Here is a 16,815-nt window from a genome sequence, read left to right on the forward strand (position 1 = left end):
ACCTTCCTAGATATTTACTCGTTTTCGTCTTCAAAAACGACTTGTCCATTATCAAAAGCCTTGATTCTAGCTAATGAATAAATGGGAATTCCTGCTTTATCGATTAATTGTCTTCCCTTTTGGAAAGATTTTTCGATAACGATACCAATACCAGCAAGATCTGCTCCCGCTGCATCAATAATCGTGTTTAATCCATTGACAGCTTGTCCATTGGCCAAAAAGTCATCAATTATCAATACCTTATCATCACTTGATAGATACTTTTTAGAGACACTAATGTGATTTGAAGTCTTCTTAGTATATGAATATACCTCTGAAGTATATAAATCATCGTTTAATGTAACTGACTTATGTTTTCTAGCAAAAACAACTGGAACACCAAAACTTAAACCGGTCATAACTGCTGGAGCAATACCTGATGATTCAACTGTCAAAATCTTATTGATTCCTTGGTCTTTAAAATGTTCGTAAAATTCCTTTCCCATGCTTTGCATCAACATTGGGTCAACTTGGTGATTCAAGAAACTATCTACCTTTAGAACATCCTTTCCTAATACTCGACCATCTTTTTTAATTCTATCTTCAAGTTCTTTCACTGCACTATCTCCCACACTAATTATTAATTAGAGTCTATCATATTTTTCTTTTTCACTTGATACCTTCATCATATTTTTTTAGATTATATTTTTGGATAACCCGAATAATTTTGCTCGTATACCCTGGATCGGTCGCATATCCGTCCGTTTGCAAAGCTACTGCTGCTTCTATGTAATCTTTAGAATGTATTACTTGCTGATATTGCTGGGAATTCCAAGTTGTTCCATTAACTAATAACTCAGCATGATCTTTCATAGATTCACGATAATCCGAATAAACTCTAAAGCGCCCGTTTATAGTTACCCATTGACCGTCAGTATATTCTTTAGTTTGCAATACCTTGGTGTTACTAGGATCTGATCCTTTGACACCAAAATAGTTATTGTAATCTTTTGCCAAAGTACTTCTTCCCCAATCACTCTCAAGAATCGCTTGAGCAATTGTAATACTAGGTAAAACTCCGTATTCTTTTCCAAGATAAATCGCATATGGTGCAACTTTTTTAACAAAAGCATTATGTTCAGTTTCAACTTGTTCAGTCTGTGCTTCTTGCTTATATTCACTATATCTACGAAATCCAAAAACTCCTGCACCTAACAAGATGATAATCGTCAAAAAAATGATCAGAGGTTGATTATATTTATTTTTACGACGCCTACGTCGATTATAATTTCTTTTTTGTGGCAATCTCTTAAGTCCTTTTTTGTTATTGTAATCATTATAGCCGATAGTTTTGAAAAAATTATGACAAAATAGAATATATGAGAGGAGTTTTACAATGAGCACAAATGAAATCAAACAAGTTTTATCCACAATAATCGATCCCGACATGGAAATTGACATCGTTAACTTAGGATTAATTTACAATATCGAATTGAGCGACACTATTTGTAAAATTACGATGACCATGCCAACAAGAAGTTGCCAGTATGGGGAAAGTATTGTTGATAAAATAAAAAAAACCATCGAAAATCTCGATGGCGTAACTCAATGCAATATAAACTTAGTCTGGACACCAGCTTGGACTAAAGAAAAGATGACAAAATTAGCTCGTTTGTCTTTGGGTATGTAATCGATAATATAAAATCCAAATTAACAGAGCACTCATTTCAATAATCGCTCCGAATAAAAAAATCGACTTATAACCAAAGCCGCTGGAGATTATTGCGGCAGAAATCGGGCCTACAACACTTCCCATGGATTGTGCAGACTGATTAAAGCTAAAAATCCTGCCAAACATAAAACTAGGAACCGTTTGAACCGTCATAACTTGTAAGGCCGGTAAAAGCGCCGCATCAGTTATTCCAACTAATAATCTAAAAAAAGCTAGTTGCCAAACATTTTGAATCAGACTTGTCATCACTAAACATAAAACCGCTAACCCCATAAAGATAATCAAACTTTTTGGAGCCCCAATTTTATCCAGAATTCCACCGACAAGTCCCGCCATAATAATAGTGGCTAGGCCAGGCATTGCTGCTACTAACCCTGTTGTTATATTTAAGTTATAACCAATGGGCAAAATTTCTTTAACTAACAAACTGATCATCGGCGTAACCGAAGCAATTGTGACTTGAATAGCAAAAAGACTAGTCAATAAAGCAAAGAAAAATCCCCAACCAATACGAGCCATTTCAGGTTTTAATGGTCGTAATTCATCCCTAGTAATGGGATGAAAATCTTCTTTAACCAAAATTAGGGTTGTAACGAAAACTATCCCCATAACAACACTAGTAACAAAAAAGGCCTCACGATATCCAGTTATTGCGACAAGAAATCCACCAATAACTGGACCTATCAAAGTACCGGTTATACTTCCAGTAACTAATTTACTCATTGATTTGCCACGAATATTTTCAGGAACACTTGTAGATATAAGTGCGTTGGCATTATTTATGTACCCCGAAAAAACACCTTGAAGGCTTCTAAATAGTAGAACACACCATACATTTGGTGATAATCCAACTAAAAGAATCGTTAACGTCATAATTCCAGAGGCCCTTAAGCACATTAACTTACGTCCTTTTTGATCAGCTAATTTACCCCAAAAAGGAGCCGCCAACGCTTTAAAAAAATAAGTTAAAGAAAAGGCCAAGGCGCCATACATATTACTCTGAGAACGAGTAAATTCACCTAATGTATCTATAAACAAAACTATAAAGGGCAAAGTCATAGCATTTCCCATATCTATGAGCATGCTACCAAACCATAAAACTTTAAAGTTTCTCTTCCAATTTTCCATATAATAACCTCACATGAAAAATATTTTAAGATAGTTATGTATACGAAATATTTAATTTTTGTAAATTTATTATTTAGAACAAAAAAAGCCGACTCATATGAGTCGGCTTTTAAAACATTATTATAAGTTATTATGCCTTAACAACGTTTGATGCTTGTGGTCCGCGATCGCTATCTTCGATATCGAATGTAACGGCTTGACCTTCTTCCAAAGTCTTGTAACCGTCGCCTTGGATTGCTGAGAAATGTACGAATACATCACTACCATCCTCGCGTGTAATAAAACCATAACCTTTTTCGGCGTTAAACCATTTAACTGTTCCGTGTTCCATCAGACTGTTCCTCCTGATAATTCATATATTTGTGCATTATTTCGTGGTACATCATGGAAGAAAGTCTTCAGAAACCAAAACCATTCGAACCATTAACCATTCAAAAATACAACATTTATTCTAACATGGATTTCGGCGCTTTACAATCATTACAGCGCAAACTCCTAAAATAATTCGGATTTTTAAAATTCTACCTGATTATGATAAGGGATAGAATTTTGTGCACCCTTCTCTTGAACCGTGATTGAAGATGCTTTATTAGCAAATCTCATAGCACCCACCAAATTATCCAAATCTTTATTTAGTTGTGATGCTAAATATCCAATAAATGTATCTCCGGCAGCTGTTGTATCAACAGCCTTTACCTTAAATGCATCGACAAATCCATAACTGTGGTCTTCTAATGAATAGAATGAACCTTTAGAACCAACTGTGATCAAGACAATTTCGATACCCATCTCATGCATCTTATCAGCAGCAGCTATCATAGAGGCTTCATCGACTACCTTAATACCTGTAATAGCTTCAGCTTCAGTTTCATTAGGAGCAATAATATCAGTTAATTTAAGCAATTCAGCCGGAATATCTTGCTTAGCTGGAGCTGGATTTAAAATCGTTAAGACATTATTTTCTTTAGCAATCTTAAATGCTTCTGTAATTGCAGGAATCGGTACTTCAAATTGAGCAATTAGACAATCAGCTTCACTTATTGCATTAGCCGCATCGTCAATATCTTTGGTTGTGACCGCTTGATTTGCTCCTCCGTAAATCAAGATACTATTCTGACCATGTTCGTCTAATAGTATATATGCTTTACCTGTTCCAGCTTTATCGTCAATTGTAACATGATCAATATTTAATCCATCATTTTTAAATGTATCCATCATAAAATCAGCGGCATGATCTTTACCAATTTTAGCTATAAAAGATGTTTCAGAACCTGCACGAGCTGCTGCAATAGCTTGGTTTGCTCCTTTACCACCACCGGCAATAGAACGATCGTGCATCGCCATAGTCTCACCTGGTAATGGAAGTCTTTCGATATTTAGAATCGTATCAATATTAATTGATCCTAATACAACTATTTTTTTCATGTAAATCCCTCTCAGTAATTAAAATACAACGCCACTTTCCAAAATAATGTTGGAATAAGGTGTTTCTTCACCAGTACGAACAAAAGCCTTAGTAGTTTTCAAATCTTTTTTCATTTGATCGTGTGGAATAAATTCAATTGGTGTATCACCAACAGCATCTTTCACTGCCTTGAGTTGTTCTGGGTTTTGCAATTTTATTTCTTCAGCTAAGTATACCTTTTGAACTTGTAATTCGCTCAAAATATTTTCAAGAACTTGTATGAAACTAGGAAGTCCGGCTTCTACAGCTAAATCAATTTTTTCTGTACCCTCAGGTACTGGCATTCCTGCATCTCCAATACTTAATGTATCAAAATGCCCCATTTGAGCTATGACACGTGAAATATTAGAATTAATAACTCTTGTCTTTTTCATGAAATAGTCACCTTTTTCTGTAATCGTTTCCATTAATATTCTAACATCATAAATTTTGTTAGTAAATAGATTTTGGTAAATTGGTACGCTCCAATTTATCAAAATAATTTATTGCTTGAATTAAGGAATAAAGCTATCCTTATTAGAGATAATATAGATTAAGGATATTTTTAAATGAAACGAACAACAAAATTAAGCTTTTATTTTATTTTATTTATCGTTTTTGGACTAATCGGTTATTGGATGCCGCTTACCGGAGATGATCTTAACTGGGGCAGTTATTGGGGAAATAACTATTTCCCTCAAGGACACTTCCTTACATATGATGGCCGCTATCTGGGAGACTTATTAGTCATCGTCATGACAAAAGTCAAACCAGTAGCATTTGTCGCCTATGGTTTATTCTCGACATTGATCGTTTTTATGATTCAAAAGATCAAAGATCAATTAAGTAAACCGAAATTTATTGGTTTATTCACCGCATCGATCATGGCCATCTTCTTGATAATTTCTCCAAAGTCAATATTTAGACAAACTTTGGGATGGCACGCTGGATTCGCCAATTACGTTCCATCAGTTATTTTTCCACTACTTTTGATATATTTATTCATTAAAAATTATGATAAAAAAGAAGTCCATTATTATAGAACTATTACCTTCTTAACATTTTTAGCTTCTATATTAACGCAACTATTTGCTGAACATATGACACTTCTAAACTGCTTCATCAGTGTTGTAATTTGGTTATTCTTTAGAAATCATTTTTACGATGGTGCAAAAAAACTATTCAATTATATTTTATTAGGTAATTTCATTGGTGCCATTCTAATGTTCATTAACGGTGCCTACATGAAAATATTGATTGGTAAAGATAGCTACCGTAATGTTACTGGTTCAGGTGCTGGCGATACTATTATTGGGTACATGCGCCATACATACACACCAAAGTTTTTAGCATTAATTGCTCTTGCCGCTATAATTTTCATCGGTGCTGTTATCTTTTATACATATCACTTAAAAGACTTTAAACGTAAGATGGTAAACTACACTTTATTAGCATTTGCAGCTATTGCTGTTCTTCCATTCGTCGTTGTATCACCATTTGGTTCCAGATGTATGTTTGCTAGTTTTGTTTTTTGCGCAGCTATAATAGCTATAAATCTCGACATAATTACAGAGCGCTTCGAAAAATTTCTTCTTCCATTGATGACGATTATTTTCTTGATCGTTGGTATAAGAATGGATTATCTAGCACATGACTATGGTCACAGTTTCAATACTTCAATCGACTATACTAACTATCAGAATACAGTTAAACGTGATACCTACTATAGGTTACAGTATCGTGATACTAACTATATATGGTTGCCAGCTCCAGTTGAAAATGATGCTGTTTATAATTCTTTATATGTTCGTCATCCTGATCGTAAATTTGTCGCTATCAATTATTGGGATTGGACAGACGCAATGCGTAAGGCTAAATCCAAGGCTTCAAATGGAGATAACTTGATGAAAGAATTTGATAAGCAAATCAAAACTAAAGTTAAACTTATCAATGAAAAAAATGACAGATAAAATAAGGGAGTGTGACAAAAGGCGGTTTGCCACCGGAGCATAGCCTAGAGACACGAATGATTGGCACTATCAATCATTTGTGGTTCGTAGCTATGTGGAGGTTGCAGCTTTTTGTTGCACGTTTAGGATATAAAAGTTCGTAGACGAAAATAGGGGTTGTGACTTATGTCACGACCCCTTATTTTATCTAAGTGTAAAAGATATGTTTTATTTTGTATAATCTCATTCAAAACTCACAATCAACTTCTTATTCAAAGCCGAAGCTACTTTACTTAAAGTATCGATACTCGTATTTTCACAGTTTTCAATTCTTGCAACTGTTGATTGAGGAACTTTAACGCGGGCTGCCAATTCAGACTGAGTAATACCAGCCTCTCTTCTAGTTTCTATTACTAAAGTTGCCACGTCTAATTTAACTTTTTCAATTTCAAATGAAATCTTGGCTTGAGGATTATGTGCCTGTTCTTCCAATAACCGTTCAAACTTTTCTCTTTTCATGATTTCCCCATCCTCTTTAGCAATATATAACTTTAATATAAACTGTTTTACTTTATTATCCACTTTAATCATACATTGTTTATACTAAATTTTAAAAGAATCATTAATGTTATTTGATAATTTTAGCGAACCGTTTTATGGTACAATTATTGGTTATATTACGTTATAATTCACTTCATCAAATGGGGGCATTCACTTTTTAAGTATATATCATTCTATATAAAGTTTCTTTTAAATTCAAGAAAAAAGGGAAATTTCATAAAAATGAAATTTCCCTTTTTATTATTTATTAACATCAAATACATAATTATTTGAATAAAATGGTACTCGATAAGCTCTATATGCATATGCTTTTGAAGCAGCGTTCTTTACAGTAACATTGAATACTTGATTTCCATCAGCATCTACCTCAATAATGTTACTCTCATCACCATTTTTCTTAAATCCAAAATCGATTAAAGTATTTCCATTAGATTCTCTCTGTGCATACCCAATAATACTTGTAAAATTATCTTTTCCCAAACTCTTACCATAAGACCAAGTTTGATCAATCGTCATTTTTTTAGTATCAATATGGTATTGAACTGCCTGAGAATATTTACCCGAAGTTTTCTTATTACCATTGGTTACATTGATATTATTATCATATAAAATAACATCCTCACTATTTCCAGAATGTTTCAACACATATAATCCATGTTGTCCACCGGTAATAGTGGTTCCCTTTGTTGGTGTAAGAATCTTATCTCGATATTTCTTAGGCCATGTAGCCTTAGCTTTACCACTATAGATCCAAATTATTTTATTAGTTTTATAATCAAGCTTTAAAATCATATCCTGATTGCGCCCAGAAATAATAATACTATTGTCTGATTTGTCATAATCCACAGCATTTTGATGGAACCAATCTATCTTCTTATCTGTGCCAGCTTTGTAATCTTTATACATTGAACTTGGCAAAATCTTCTTTAGATCGATAACTTTTACTACTTTTCCGGTCTTATGAGAAATTTGAACCATGACATCTTCTTTGTATTTTGAACCATCACTAACTGTTGCCAATAAATCGTGATTAGGTAACTCCAATAAATCATGATGAATTACAGTAGTTTCATCTTTAGCATTACCAGAATCATTTGATTTAGTACTTGAACTAAAGCTGTATTCTTTATAAATACGCCCTAAAACATCAGTTTCAATCAAATCATTATAAACATCTGAACTCGTCTTCTTCTTAGTTAAAATTAACATATGTCCGTTCGATATTTGCTCGATCGTATGTTGTGAATAGTTAGTTGAATACCATCTAACTTCACCATCAGCGTCAATGGCAAATGGTTCTTTAGTTGTTCTATTGATGATCGTCAATTTATTATCACCAATATCCATTTTGGACTTATCATTCTTAGAGACTGTTACTTTAGCATTTTTAATATACTTAGGTAAAGAACCTGTTTTAATATTTAAGGTTTTCGTTTCACTAGTACCGTCTTTGTACTTAGCCGTAATTGTAACGGTATTATTATAATTTGCATATAAGCCAACTATTGGCACTTGGTGAGTCTTAGAATATCCTCCATTGACTTTATTAGTCAAACTGGTGTTATCACTTTTACCCTCAACTGTATAAGTGATCTTAGCAGCTTTATTAGTGTGAAATATAACTAATGCGCTCAAAGGAGAAGTTTTATATGGATTTACTTTCATATATGGATTATCCAAAGTATATGAAGTATTTTTAACTTTCTCTTGGTATTTTTTATTAAGTTCCTTTTGAGAATTCTCTCTTGTTTTAATTAGCTTTGAACCAATATTTTTCTTGATCTGTTCCGTAGTTAATACGCCATTATCACTTGAACCATTTTTAGAGCAAGCGACTATAACTAACGAAAAACAGGCTAATAATACAATTAGTATCGGTAACTTCTTTTTCATTATGTCCTTCTTTCCCTCGTTTTTATTTCCCAAAACATATAAATAGTTTAATTATAAAATGTTGGCATATAGTCAATGTTTTATGAAGATTTTATGAACTCAAGGGGTTTGTGACATGATTATTTTTTTAGTGTGCTGTTTGAGTGTGGAAAGTAACATGGCTTTTTTAGCTTAAAACAATATCACATAACAATCTAAAATTGTATTTCTCTTTTTTCCCATATATGCGGTATAAACGCGAAAAGAAACATAGCTTTTTCCGCTTAAAGCAAACAGGCCTAACAATCCTTTGGATTGCTAGGCCTGTTTGCCTTAATGCTCGAAAGCTGAACATGTTTCTTTTCGCTCTAATTTAAATACTCTGTAAAAATTTGTTGCGTCACATCTGTTAAACATACGAACTCGTCTGTTGATACTCGAACATATGGAATGGATCCAGAATAAATTACACGATCTGAATACCAATACGTATCTGGTTTTAAGGCTACATTTGATATTGGTTCAAAATTATATGTATAGACGGGGGTATTAGAATCTAATTCGTCCCGAATAACTTCTGGTCGATTCTGATAAAGATAACTATCTTTACTGCTCAAGTATGCTCCAGTCGAAACTTCATAATAATCTGTTCCATTGATATTTAAGGTACTCCCAACTTTCCAGTCACTCCCGTGTGCTAGTCCATATTTTAAAACATCCCCGGATGAATTATATAGAGTTGCTGATGTTGAACTTGTTACTTCGGCATCATAACCAGGTTGAGTCACAGATTCGGCTTTAGCCACGTTAGTCAGGGAAGAAAAGCTCAAAGTCAGCAAAACTATCAGCATTAAAGCTGCAATAGTTTTTCTTTTCACTTTTCTCAAATCCTTCTTTCGCTATCTAACTTAAATATCGAGTCCATTTAATCATGATGTTTAAACAAATACAAAAATAGTGCTCATTTTTTAGTGTTATATTTTTAGTTTGCTGATATATCAATCTATTTTGGGCAAAAAAAAGACCAAACGACAATCGTCATTCAGCCTTAGTGATGCGGGTAAGAAGATTCGAACTTCCACGGAGAAAACTCTCCACAAGATCCTTAGTCTTGCGCGTCTGCCAGTTCCGCCATACCCGCATGCAGTTACTATCTTACACAAAACATAAATAATTATCAAGAAGACATTTGAATATCTTTAACAAATTTCAGTTTTCCATGGCACTTTCCACAAACATAGCGACTAGTATCTAGTTTTCTTACTCTTTGATATTTTAGATGACATTTGGAACATTCATATAAATGAATATTTTTGTGCATCTTTTTGCCCGTAGTCAATTTAGGAGCATAGCGCAACCCATTAACCTTTTTCAATAGGATTTTAAACTCTTTATCACGATGCTTAGCTGGCAATCCAGCGTTATATAAATGATAGTGGCATAATTCATGCTTAATAACACCGACAAGCTCTGGCATACCATATATTTGGTAAACCCGAGGATTAATGTCTATATGTCTGTCTTTTAGATGAAATCTGCCACCGGTTGTTTTTAATCTGCCATTAAAATTTGCTTTATGAACAAAAGGCTTCCCAAAATATTTTTGGGAAACCTTTTTTATTAGTTCTGTTAATTCTTCATCTGTCATTACATTTGTGTCAACTTTTGAATTTGTTTTGAAAACTTATCCATATCTTCATCTTGTTGCTTTTCAGCTTCATTAAACATAGCACGATCCACTTTTTTATCTTCGCCGATACTTGCAGTCATTTTGGCACAACCATCCACGTAATCTTTAAAAGCAGAAACAAGAGAGATATGTGTTCCCATAAATCTAGCTGGGGCTTTACCATTTTGTAACTTAACTAAAAGATCTTGATAAATTTTAGTACCTTTATCAAAGTCTCTTCTGATTTTTGCGTATTCAACGTCATCGATTCTATCAATTATGTCACGATCCAAATGTTTACGTAAAGTTTCAAATTCAGGATTCAAAGTATCTTGTTGTTCATCAATAGTTTGAACTGTTTTATTGATCAAATTGCTATATTGCATAGCCTTTTTTTGTGCTGCATTCATAAATAATACCTCTATTTTTCTTCAGTATAAGTATCTTTTTCAATAGTAAAACGTGGACGATTTTTAACTTCGCTGAATATTTTACCGACATATTCTCCAATAACACTAATACAAATCAACTGTACTCCACCTAATGCCCAAATGGAAACCATCATCGATGACCATCCTGACACTACGTGACCGTTACTCTTTTGAATTAACGTATAAATCAATAAGAAGATACTGATCAGTACAATAAAAAATCCTAATCCCATAATCATCTTGATCGGCACAATTGAAAATGAAGTGATTCCATCCATCGCAAATTTAAGCATTTTACGAAGTGGATATTTAGATGTTCCGGCAAATCTCTCTTTTCTAGCATAGTAAACCTTCGCAGTTTTTAAACCAATCAAAGGTACGATACCTCTCAAAAAGAGATTAGTCTCATGATAACTCAAAAGAATCTCACAAGCACGTTGGCTCATTAAACGAAAATCGGCTGAATCAGGGACCAAATTGACACCTAAAAAGCCCATTATCTTATAAAACATCTCAGCAGTATTTCTTTTAAAAGCAGTGTCAGTATCCCGATTGTTACGAACACCATATACTACCTCTGCCCCTTTGATGTATTCATCAACCATTTTAGGAATAGCATTAACATCATCTTGCAGATCCGCATCTATAGTAACAATAGCTGAAGAATCTTTTGATGCTGTGGTTACACCAGCAAGTAGTGCACCCTGATGACCAAAATTGCGGCTCAACTTAACGCCTGTCACAAATTTATTTTCATTAGTAAATTGATCAATCAATTGCCAAGTATTATCTCGACTACCATCATCAACATAAACTATTTTACTAGTGGAGGATATCTTTTTTTCATCAACAAGTCCTTGAATAATTTGACTCAATTCCTTGGTAGTTTCATGTAAAACTTCCTCTTCGTTAAAACAAGGTACTACTATGCTTAACTTAAACACTTAGATCCTTCCTCCGCTTTGAATTTATCCAACTACTTATGCTATACAATCCAACACCAGCTATAATAGCCCAAACTGGCGTAAATTCGATTCGATAACGACCTTGAACTTCAATTAATAATTGAACAGCCACATATGCCATAAATGGCAATAATAATAAGAATATATTCTTATTATAACTAATTTTAAATAGTCTCAAAGAACCTATCCATCCAAAAATTACTAATAGTACTGTTCCCATATAGCTGACCAGATTTACAAGGCCTACAACTTTTTCAGAATGGTTCTGTCGTATATTAGCAAAATCAATTGCAGAGGAACGATTTGCCCACATAATTGCTAACTTATTCCAAAACAGTGGGATCCATTTATTATTTTCATTTAAGTAGTTTATCTCTTCATGAATAACTTTATACTCTTGCTTGCTGACCTTCTTACGACTTTGTGTCATATCGATCGAATCAACAACATTCTGGTCATAAATACCATTTGTATTATAGTCTAATCCCGTAACGAACTTCCATTCAGAATCACGGTTAGATATTCCATACTCATTTAGTCCGCTGGATTTTATTGCAAGTCCAACCGCACTAAAAACCATCAAATAAATAATGAACGTTACCGCTAATTTTAAGATATTTTGGAAATTTATTTTCTTATCATAAAACTTATACAAAATTGCAAAGACAACTATACCAGCAATTGCCACAGGCCCAATAGGTCTAATGACATTTCCTAATGCCAAAGTAAGACCCGCCAAAATATAGTGCCAGTATTTATCATGCATCAATAAATAGAATGTAACTAAGAATAATAATGTTCCTAAATAGGAATTATTATTTTGTGGGCTCATTGCGAACCAATCTAAATCAACCATCAAAAGCAAAACAGACAAGCGTGCAATTTTAACATTATCAAAAATTTTCATAGCTAATTTATAAACAACAAGTAAAGTCAAAGTTTGATATAAAACATTTAAAACCTGAAGCACTAAAACATGTGCACCAAACAATTTGATAATACCCATCACATAGACTAAATAGCCTGTTTGATAAGCCCATTTTGCAAAATAGTCATTGTCAGTTTTATAAATTGCTCGACCTTGTAATGCGTCTTGTGACTTACCCCAAAAAGTGGCAAAGTCACTTAGCTGTTCATTAGGAGTAAATTTTAACCAGAATAGTCCTATCAAAAAGAACACGATAAGCATAGTTATTAAGACGACCCGATTTATTTTAGGGTCATCTTTTAGCCTGACTAAAAGGTATCCTACCAAAATTACTAAAGCTATGGCACAAATAAGAACCAGTACACTCAATACTGGTTCTTCAGCGATGTGAAACGTACTATAAAAGATACCCATCTGAATGAGCACAATTGACATAAGTAACGCAACACAGATTAAAATGAATTTACTAATAAAATTTTGCAATTTGTCAAACATAATTCTTACAACAATCCCTTAATAAGTTTAGACGGCTGCTTGACTATGAAGTTTTACATAATCGCCTAACTTAGCTAAACAACCTTTAATATCCTCCATACTTACCGCATAACTAAGTCTTAAGTAACCTTCACCACCGACTCCAAAGAAGCTACCAGGTAAGATTGCTAGACATTCGTTATCAAGAATATCATTAGCTAATTGTACATCATCTTGGTTAAGATTTTCAGGGATTTTGGCAAATAAGTAGAAGGCTCCATCGGGAACTGGACAGTTGAATCCAATTTTCTTCAATCCTTCATACAAAACATCTCTACGTTCTTGATATTTTTCACGCATTGCAATAGGATCATCCAATCCATTAGCATATGCTTCAAGAGCTGCTGCTTGTGATATAGAACTAATTGAAGTAGTTGCTAGTTCATGTATTTTATTGATTTGAGCAATAATATCTTTAGGTCCGCAGACAATACCAAAACGCCATCCTGTCATAGCATGTGACTTGGATAGACCATTAAGTAAGATAGTCTGATCTGGTAATAGTTTAGGGAATGAAACGTGTTTTCCGTTATAAACTAATTCACTATAAATCTCATCAGACAATACAAAGACATCATACTCTTTCAAAACATCTGCCAAAGCACGCAATTCATCTTCAGAATAACTGACACCTGTTGGGTTACTTGGATAATTAAACATAAAGATCTTGATCTTCTTATGTGCATCCAAAACTGATCTCAAGTCTTCAGGTAAAACTTTAAAGTTCGTCTTAGATGTATCCAAATATATTGGAGTAGCCTTATTAAATTTAGCATCAGGTCCATAAATGGTGAATGAAGGTGAAGGTATCAAAACCTCATCCCCTGGCTGTAAAATGGCATTAAAGGCAGAAAATACACCTTCTGTAACTCCTCCTGTTGTCAGTATTTGACTCTCAGGATCATAGTTTAAATCATATTTCTTTTTCAGGTATCCAGATACAGCTCTTAGAACTTGATGATTGCCTTCAGGAACTGTGTAATGAGTTTCATTATCATTAATAGCTCTGATAGCGGCCTCTTTAACATGTTCAGGAGTAGGAAAGTTAGGTTCCCCGATAGTCATGTTGATTACATGATCCATTGATTTAGCTCTTGCATTGAAAGCAAAAATAGCTTGTTGTTTCATAGCAACAACTTCTGGTTTCATTAATGAAATTGGATCTTTTTTCAAAATAGACACCTCTTCTACAAGTTAAATAATTATTTCACAATTACATTTTATCATAAATGAGTCGGTTTTTTTCCAAAAAAGGACATTCCAAAAGGAATGTCCTAAATTTTTAAACATCAAATACTGTATATGGTTGGCGACGCTTATGGGCCGTCTTCTTATACCAATTCTCAATAATTTCAGCACTTTTATCTGAAATTTCCTTACCTTCAAGGTAATTATCAATATCAGTATACGAAACACCTAATGCCTTTTCATCAGGCAAACTTGGTCGATCTTCTTCCAAATCTGCTGTAGGTGTTTTTTCGTAGAGATTCTTTGGAGCATTAAGTTTTTCTAGTAATGCTCTTCCTTGACGTTTATCTAAACGGAATAGTGGGGTTACATCCGCTGCACCATCACCAAATTTTGTATAAAATCCAGTAATATTTTCAGCAGCATGATCTGTTCCAACCACAACGCCGTTATTATCTCCAGCTATCGCAAATTGAGCAATCATTCTTGCTCTAGCTTTGATATTTCCTTTATTAAAATCAGAAATATTTATGTTATTTGCTTCAACTGCTTTAACCATTGCATCAACACTGTCTTTAATATTAACTCTGACAACAGTATCTGCTTGCATCCATTCAATTGCTTGCATGGCGTCTGATTCATCAGCTTGTTCACCATAAGGCAAACGAACAGCAATAAATTTGTAGTCTTCTTTAGTTTCTTGACGTAATTCTGTAACAGCTATTTCTGATAAACGACCCGCTAAAGTGGAATCTTGTCCACCAGAAATACCTAAAACTAAAGTCTTAAGTCCTTTATTTTTAAGAAGATAATTCTTTAAAAAGTCTACTGAACGACGAATCTCTTCATCAACATCAATTACAGGCTTAGTTTTTTCATATTCAATTATTTCTTTTTGCAATGGTCTCATTGCCTATTCACCTACTTTGATATTGTTTATATCATTACGTACTTTTTCAATGTATCTCATCTTATGACTATACAATTTTGAAGATAGATCAACTGGATATATTTGTGGGTTCAAAATACGTTTATATTCATCCCACAATGAATCCAAGTTACTTGCTCGATAATCACGAATTTCTTGAACTGTTGGTAGATCATAAACTAATTTACCGTTCACATAAATATCTTTCAACAAAGGAATAGCTTGGAAATCTTCAACAGTTTTGTTGATATAAGTATATTGTGAGTTAAACATATATATAGAATTATGCTCACGTGGGTCTTCATCAAAGAGACTGATATAGTCCCCTTCTGACTTGTCATTTTCTTTGTTGTTAGTGATTCTCCAAACTTGTTTCTTACCTGGAGTAGAAATTTTACTTGCATTATTAGATAGTTTCAAAGTATCCATCATATTTCCACGTTCATCTTCAATACTTACCATCTTGTAAACAGCACCCAATGCAGGTTGATCAAACGCAGTAATATTTTTTGTACCAATACCCCAAACATCAATTTTGGCATGTTGCATTTTAAGGTTTAGAATTGTTTTTTCATCAAGATCATTAGATGCATAAATCTTAGCATCTGTAAATCCTGCTTCATCTAATTCTTCACGAACACGTTTAGAGATATAAGCCATATCACCAGAGTCTATACGAACACCTTGGAAATTGATCTTATCTCCAAATTCTTTAGCAACTTTAATAGCACTAGGGACACCGCTCTTCAAAGTATCAAATGTATCAACTAAGAATACACAATCTCTATGTGTTTCAGCGTAAGCTTTAAAAGCTTCATATTCATTACGATAAGTTTGTACCAACGCATGTGCATGAGTACCAGAAATTGGAATACTAAATAACTTACCAGCTAGAACATTACTTGTTGCATCAAAGCCACCAATATAAGAAGCACGGCTACCCCAAAGCGCAGCATCAACTTCTTGAGCACGACGAGAGCCAAATTCCAATACAGGATCATCTTCACAAACATTCTTGATGCGAGCAGCTTTAGTAGCAATCAAAGTTTGAAAATTAACAATATTTAGAACTGCTGTTTCGATAAGTTGGCATTGTGCCAAAGGTCCCTCTACTTGAAAAATTGGTTCTTCATTAAAGACGATATCGCCTTCTTGAGCCGATCTAATCGTACAACTGAATGTAAAATCTTTTAACCAAGCTAAAAATCCCTCATCAAATTCACCATATTCACGTAAATATTCAATATCGGAATCGTCAAATTTAAGATTCTCCAAGTAATCTACCACATGCTCTAAACCAGCATAAATAGCAAACCCATTATCGAATGGCAATTTTCTAAAGTAACATTCAAAAACTGCATTACGATTATGAAGTCCTTTCTTCCAATAGGTATACATCATATTTAATTCATAATAATCCGTATGCAAAGTTAAATGTTCGTCTTGATATTTAGTCATCATATCTCCTCGGTGATGAAATTATAGTATACATTCTACCACGACTATT

The 16,815-nt window shown here is 33.7% G+C and carries 18 protein-coding genes and 1 tRNA gene; 2 read left to right on the forward strand and 17 right to left on the reverse strand.

Annotated features, from left to right (window positions below; translation table 11 throughout):
- Positions 1–14: 14 nt before the first annotated feature.
- Positions 15–596 (reverse strand): xanthine phosphoribosyltransferase, encoded by a 582-nt coding sequence (locus FC72_RS02945; protein ID WP_057764624.1) that lies wholly within the window; start codon positions 594–596, stop codon positions 15–17.
- A gap of 52 nt (positions 597–648) precedes the next feature.
- Positions 649–1,284 carry a glycoside hydrolase family 73 protein gene (locus tag FC72_RS02950; protein WP_057764626.1) on the reverse strand — a complete coding sequence of 212 codons (636 nt, stop codon included), beginning with the start codon at positions 1,282–1,284 and terminating at the stop codon, positions 649–651.
- Between the two features lie 91 nt (positions 1,285–1,375).
- Here FC72_RS02950 and FC72_RS02955 point away from each other — a divergent pair, with 91 nt between their 5' ends.
- Complete coding sequence (locus FC72_RS02955; RefSeq protein ID WP_057764628.1) at positions 1,376–1,669, forward strand: metal-sulfur cluster assembly factor; 294 nt, start codon at positions 1,376–1,378, stop codon at positions 1,667–1,669.
- Here the strand turns inward: FC72_RS02955 and FC72_RS02960 are convergent.
- From FC72_RS02960 to rbsD, 4 genes are all read right to left on the reverse strand, one after another.
- Positions 1,643–2,839 carry an MFS transporter gene (locus FC72_RS02960; RefSeq protein WP_057764630.1) on the reverse strand — a complete coding sequence of 399 codons (1,197 nt, stop codon included), beginning with the start codon at positions 2,837–2,839 and terminating at the stop codon, positions 1,643–1,645. The two genes, FC72_RS02955 and FC72_RS02960, sit on opposite strands and share 27 nt — an antisense overlap.
- 130 nt (positions 2,840–2,969) lie before the next feature.
- Positions 2,970–3,170 (reverse strand): cold-shock protein, encoded by a 201-nt coding sequence (locus FC72_RS02965; protein WP_025023073.1) that lies wholly within the window; start codon positions 3,168–3,170, stop codon positions 2,970–2,972.
- A 182-nt stretch (positions 3,171–3,352) separates the two neighbouring features.
- On the reverse strand, positions 3,353–4,264 hold the full coding sequence (rbsK, locus tag FC72_RS02970) for a ribokinase (protein ID WP_057764631.1): 912 nt from the start codon (positions 4,262–4,264) through the stop codon (positions 3,353–3,355).
- A gap of 18 nt (positions 4,265–4,282) precedes the next feature.
- The gene (gene rbsD, locus FC72_RS02975; RefSeq protein ID WP_057764634.1) at positions 4,283–4,678 is read right to left on the reverse strand and encodes a D-ribose pyranase; all 396 of its coding nucleotides are present in this window, start codon (positions 4,676–4,678) and stop codon (positions 4,283–4,285) included.
- Between the two features lie 174 nt (positions 4,679–4,852).
- Here rbsD and FC72_RS02980 point away from each other — a divergent pair, with 174 nt between their 5' ends.
- Positions 4,853–6,253 (forward strand): DUF6056 family protein, encoded by a 1,401-nt coding sequence (locus tag FC72_RS02980; RefSeq protein WP_057764636.1) that lies wholly within the window; start codon positions 4,853–4,855, stop codon positions 6,251–6,253.
- Between the two features lie 222 nt (positions 6,254–6,475).
- On the opposite strand, the gene FC72_RS02985 is transcribed toward FC72_RS02980, so the two are convergent.
- The 11 genes from FC72_RS02985 to FC72_RS03035 all read right to left on the reverse strand — a co-directional run bounded on the left by FC72_RS02985 (position 6,476) and on the right by FC72_RS03035 (position 16,769).
- The gene (locus FC72_RS02985; protein WP_057764639.1) at positions 6,476–6,751 is read right to left on the reverse strand and encodes a helix-turn-helix domain-containing protein; all 276 of its coding nucleotides are present in this window, start codon (positions 6,749–6,751) and stop codon (positions 6,476–6,478) included.
- A 282-nt stretch (positions 6,752–7,033) separates the two neighbouring features.
- Positions 7,034–8,686 carry an aryl-sulfate sulfotransferase gene (locus FC72_RS02990; RefSeq protein ID WP_083480733.1) on the reverse strand — a complete coding sequence of 551 codons (1,653 nt, stop codon included), beginning with the start codon at positions 8,684–8,686 and terminating at the stop codon, positions 7,034–7,036.
- 347 nt (positions 8,687–9,033) lie between these two features.
- A complete protein-coding gene (locus FC72_RS02995) occupies positions 9,034–9,543 on the reverse strand; it encodes an SLAP domain-containing protein (protein ID WP_057764641.1) in 510 nt (169 codons plus the stop codon).
- A gap of 177 nt (positions 9,544–9,720) precedes the next feature.
- Positions 9,721–9,806: transfer RNA gene (locus FC72_RS03000), tRNA-Leu, on the reverse strand.
- Between the two features lie 36 nt (positions 9,807–9,842).
- Positions 9,843–10,313 (reverse strand): SprT family protein, encoded by a 471-nt coding sequence (locus FC72_RS03005; RefSeq protein ID WP_057764643.1) that lies wholly within the window; start codon positions 10,311–10,313, stop codon positions 9,843–9,845.
- Positions 10,313–10,744, reverse strand: a complete 432-nt coding sequence (locus FC72_RS03010; RefSeq protein ID WP_057764645.1) for a hypothetical protein — start codon at positions 10,742–10,744, stop codon at positions 10,313–10,315. Before FC72_RS03010 ends, FC72_RS03005 begins: the two co-directional genes overlap by 1 nt.
- An 11-nt stretch (positions 10,745–10,755) precedes the next feature.
- Positions 10,756–11,709, reverse strand: a complete 954-nt coding sequence (locus FC72_RS03015; protein WP_057764647.1) for a glycosyltransferase family 2 protein — start codon at positions 11,707–11,709, stop codon at positions 10,756–10,758.
- The gene (locus FC72_RS03020; protein ID WP_235805137.1) at positions 11,702–13,027 is read right to left on the reverse strand and encodes a glycosyltransferase family 39 protein; all 1,326 of its coding nucleotides are present in this window, start codon (positions 13,025–13,027) and stop codon (positions 11,702–11,704) included. The genes FC72_RS03015 and FC72_RS03020 overlap by 8 nt, the downstream gene beginning before the upstream one ends.
- 153 nt (positions 13,028–13,180) lie before the next feature.
- Positions 13,181–14,365, reverse strand: coding sequence for an aminotransferase class I/II-fold pyridoxal phosphate-dependent enzyme (locus tag FC72_RS03025; protein WP_083480734.1), 1,185 nt, complete (start codon positions 14,363–14,365; stop codon positions 13,181–13,183).
- 109 nt (positions 14,366–14,474) lie between these two features.
- Positions 14,475–15,290: an ammonia-dependent NAD(+) synthetase gene (gene nadE / locus FC72_RS03030; protein ID WP_057764651.1), complete on the reverse strand. Its 816-nt coding sequence runs from the start codon at positions 15,288–15,290 to the stop codon at positions 14,475–14,477.
- A gap of 3 nt (positions 15,291–15,293) precedes the next feature.
- Complete coding sequence (locus tag FC72_RS03035; protein WP_057764652.1) at positions 15,294–16,769, reverse strand: nicotinate phosphoribosyltransferase; 1,476 nt, start codon at positions 16,767–16,769, stop codon at positions 15,294–15,296.
- Between the last annotated feature and the right edge of the window lie 46 nt (positions 16,770–16,815).

It is taken from the genome of Companilactobacillus tucceti DSM 20183 (assembly GCF_001434665.1).
GTDB classification, from domain to species: domain Bacteria; phylum Bacillota; class Bacilli; order Lactobacillales; family Lactobacillaceae; genus Companilactobacillus; species Companilactobacillus tucceti.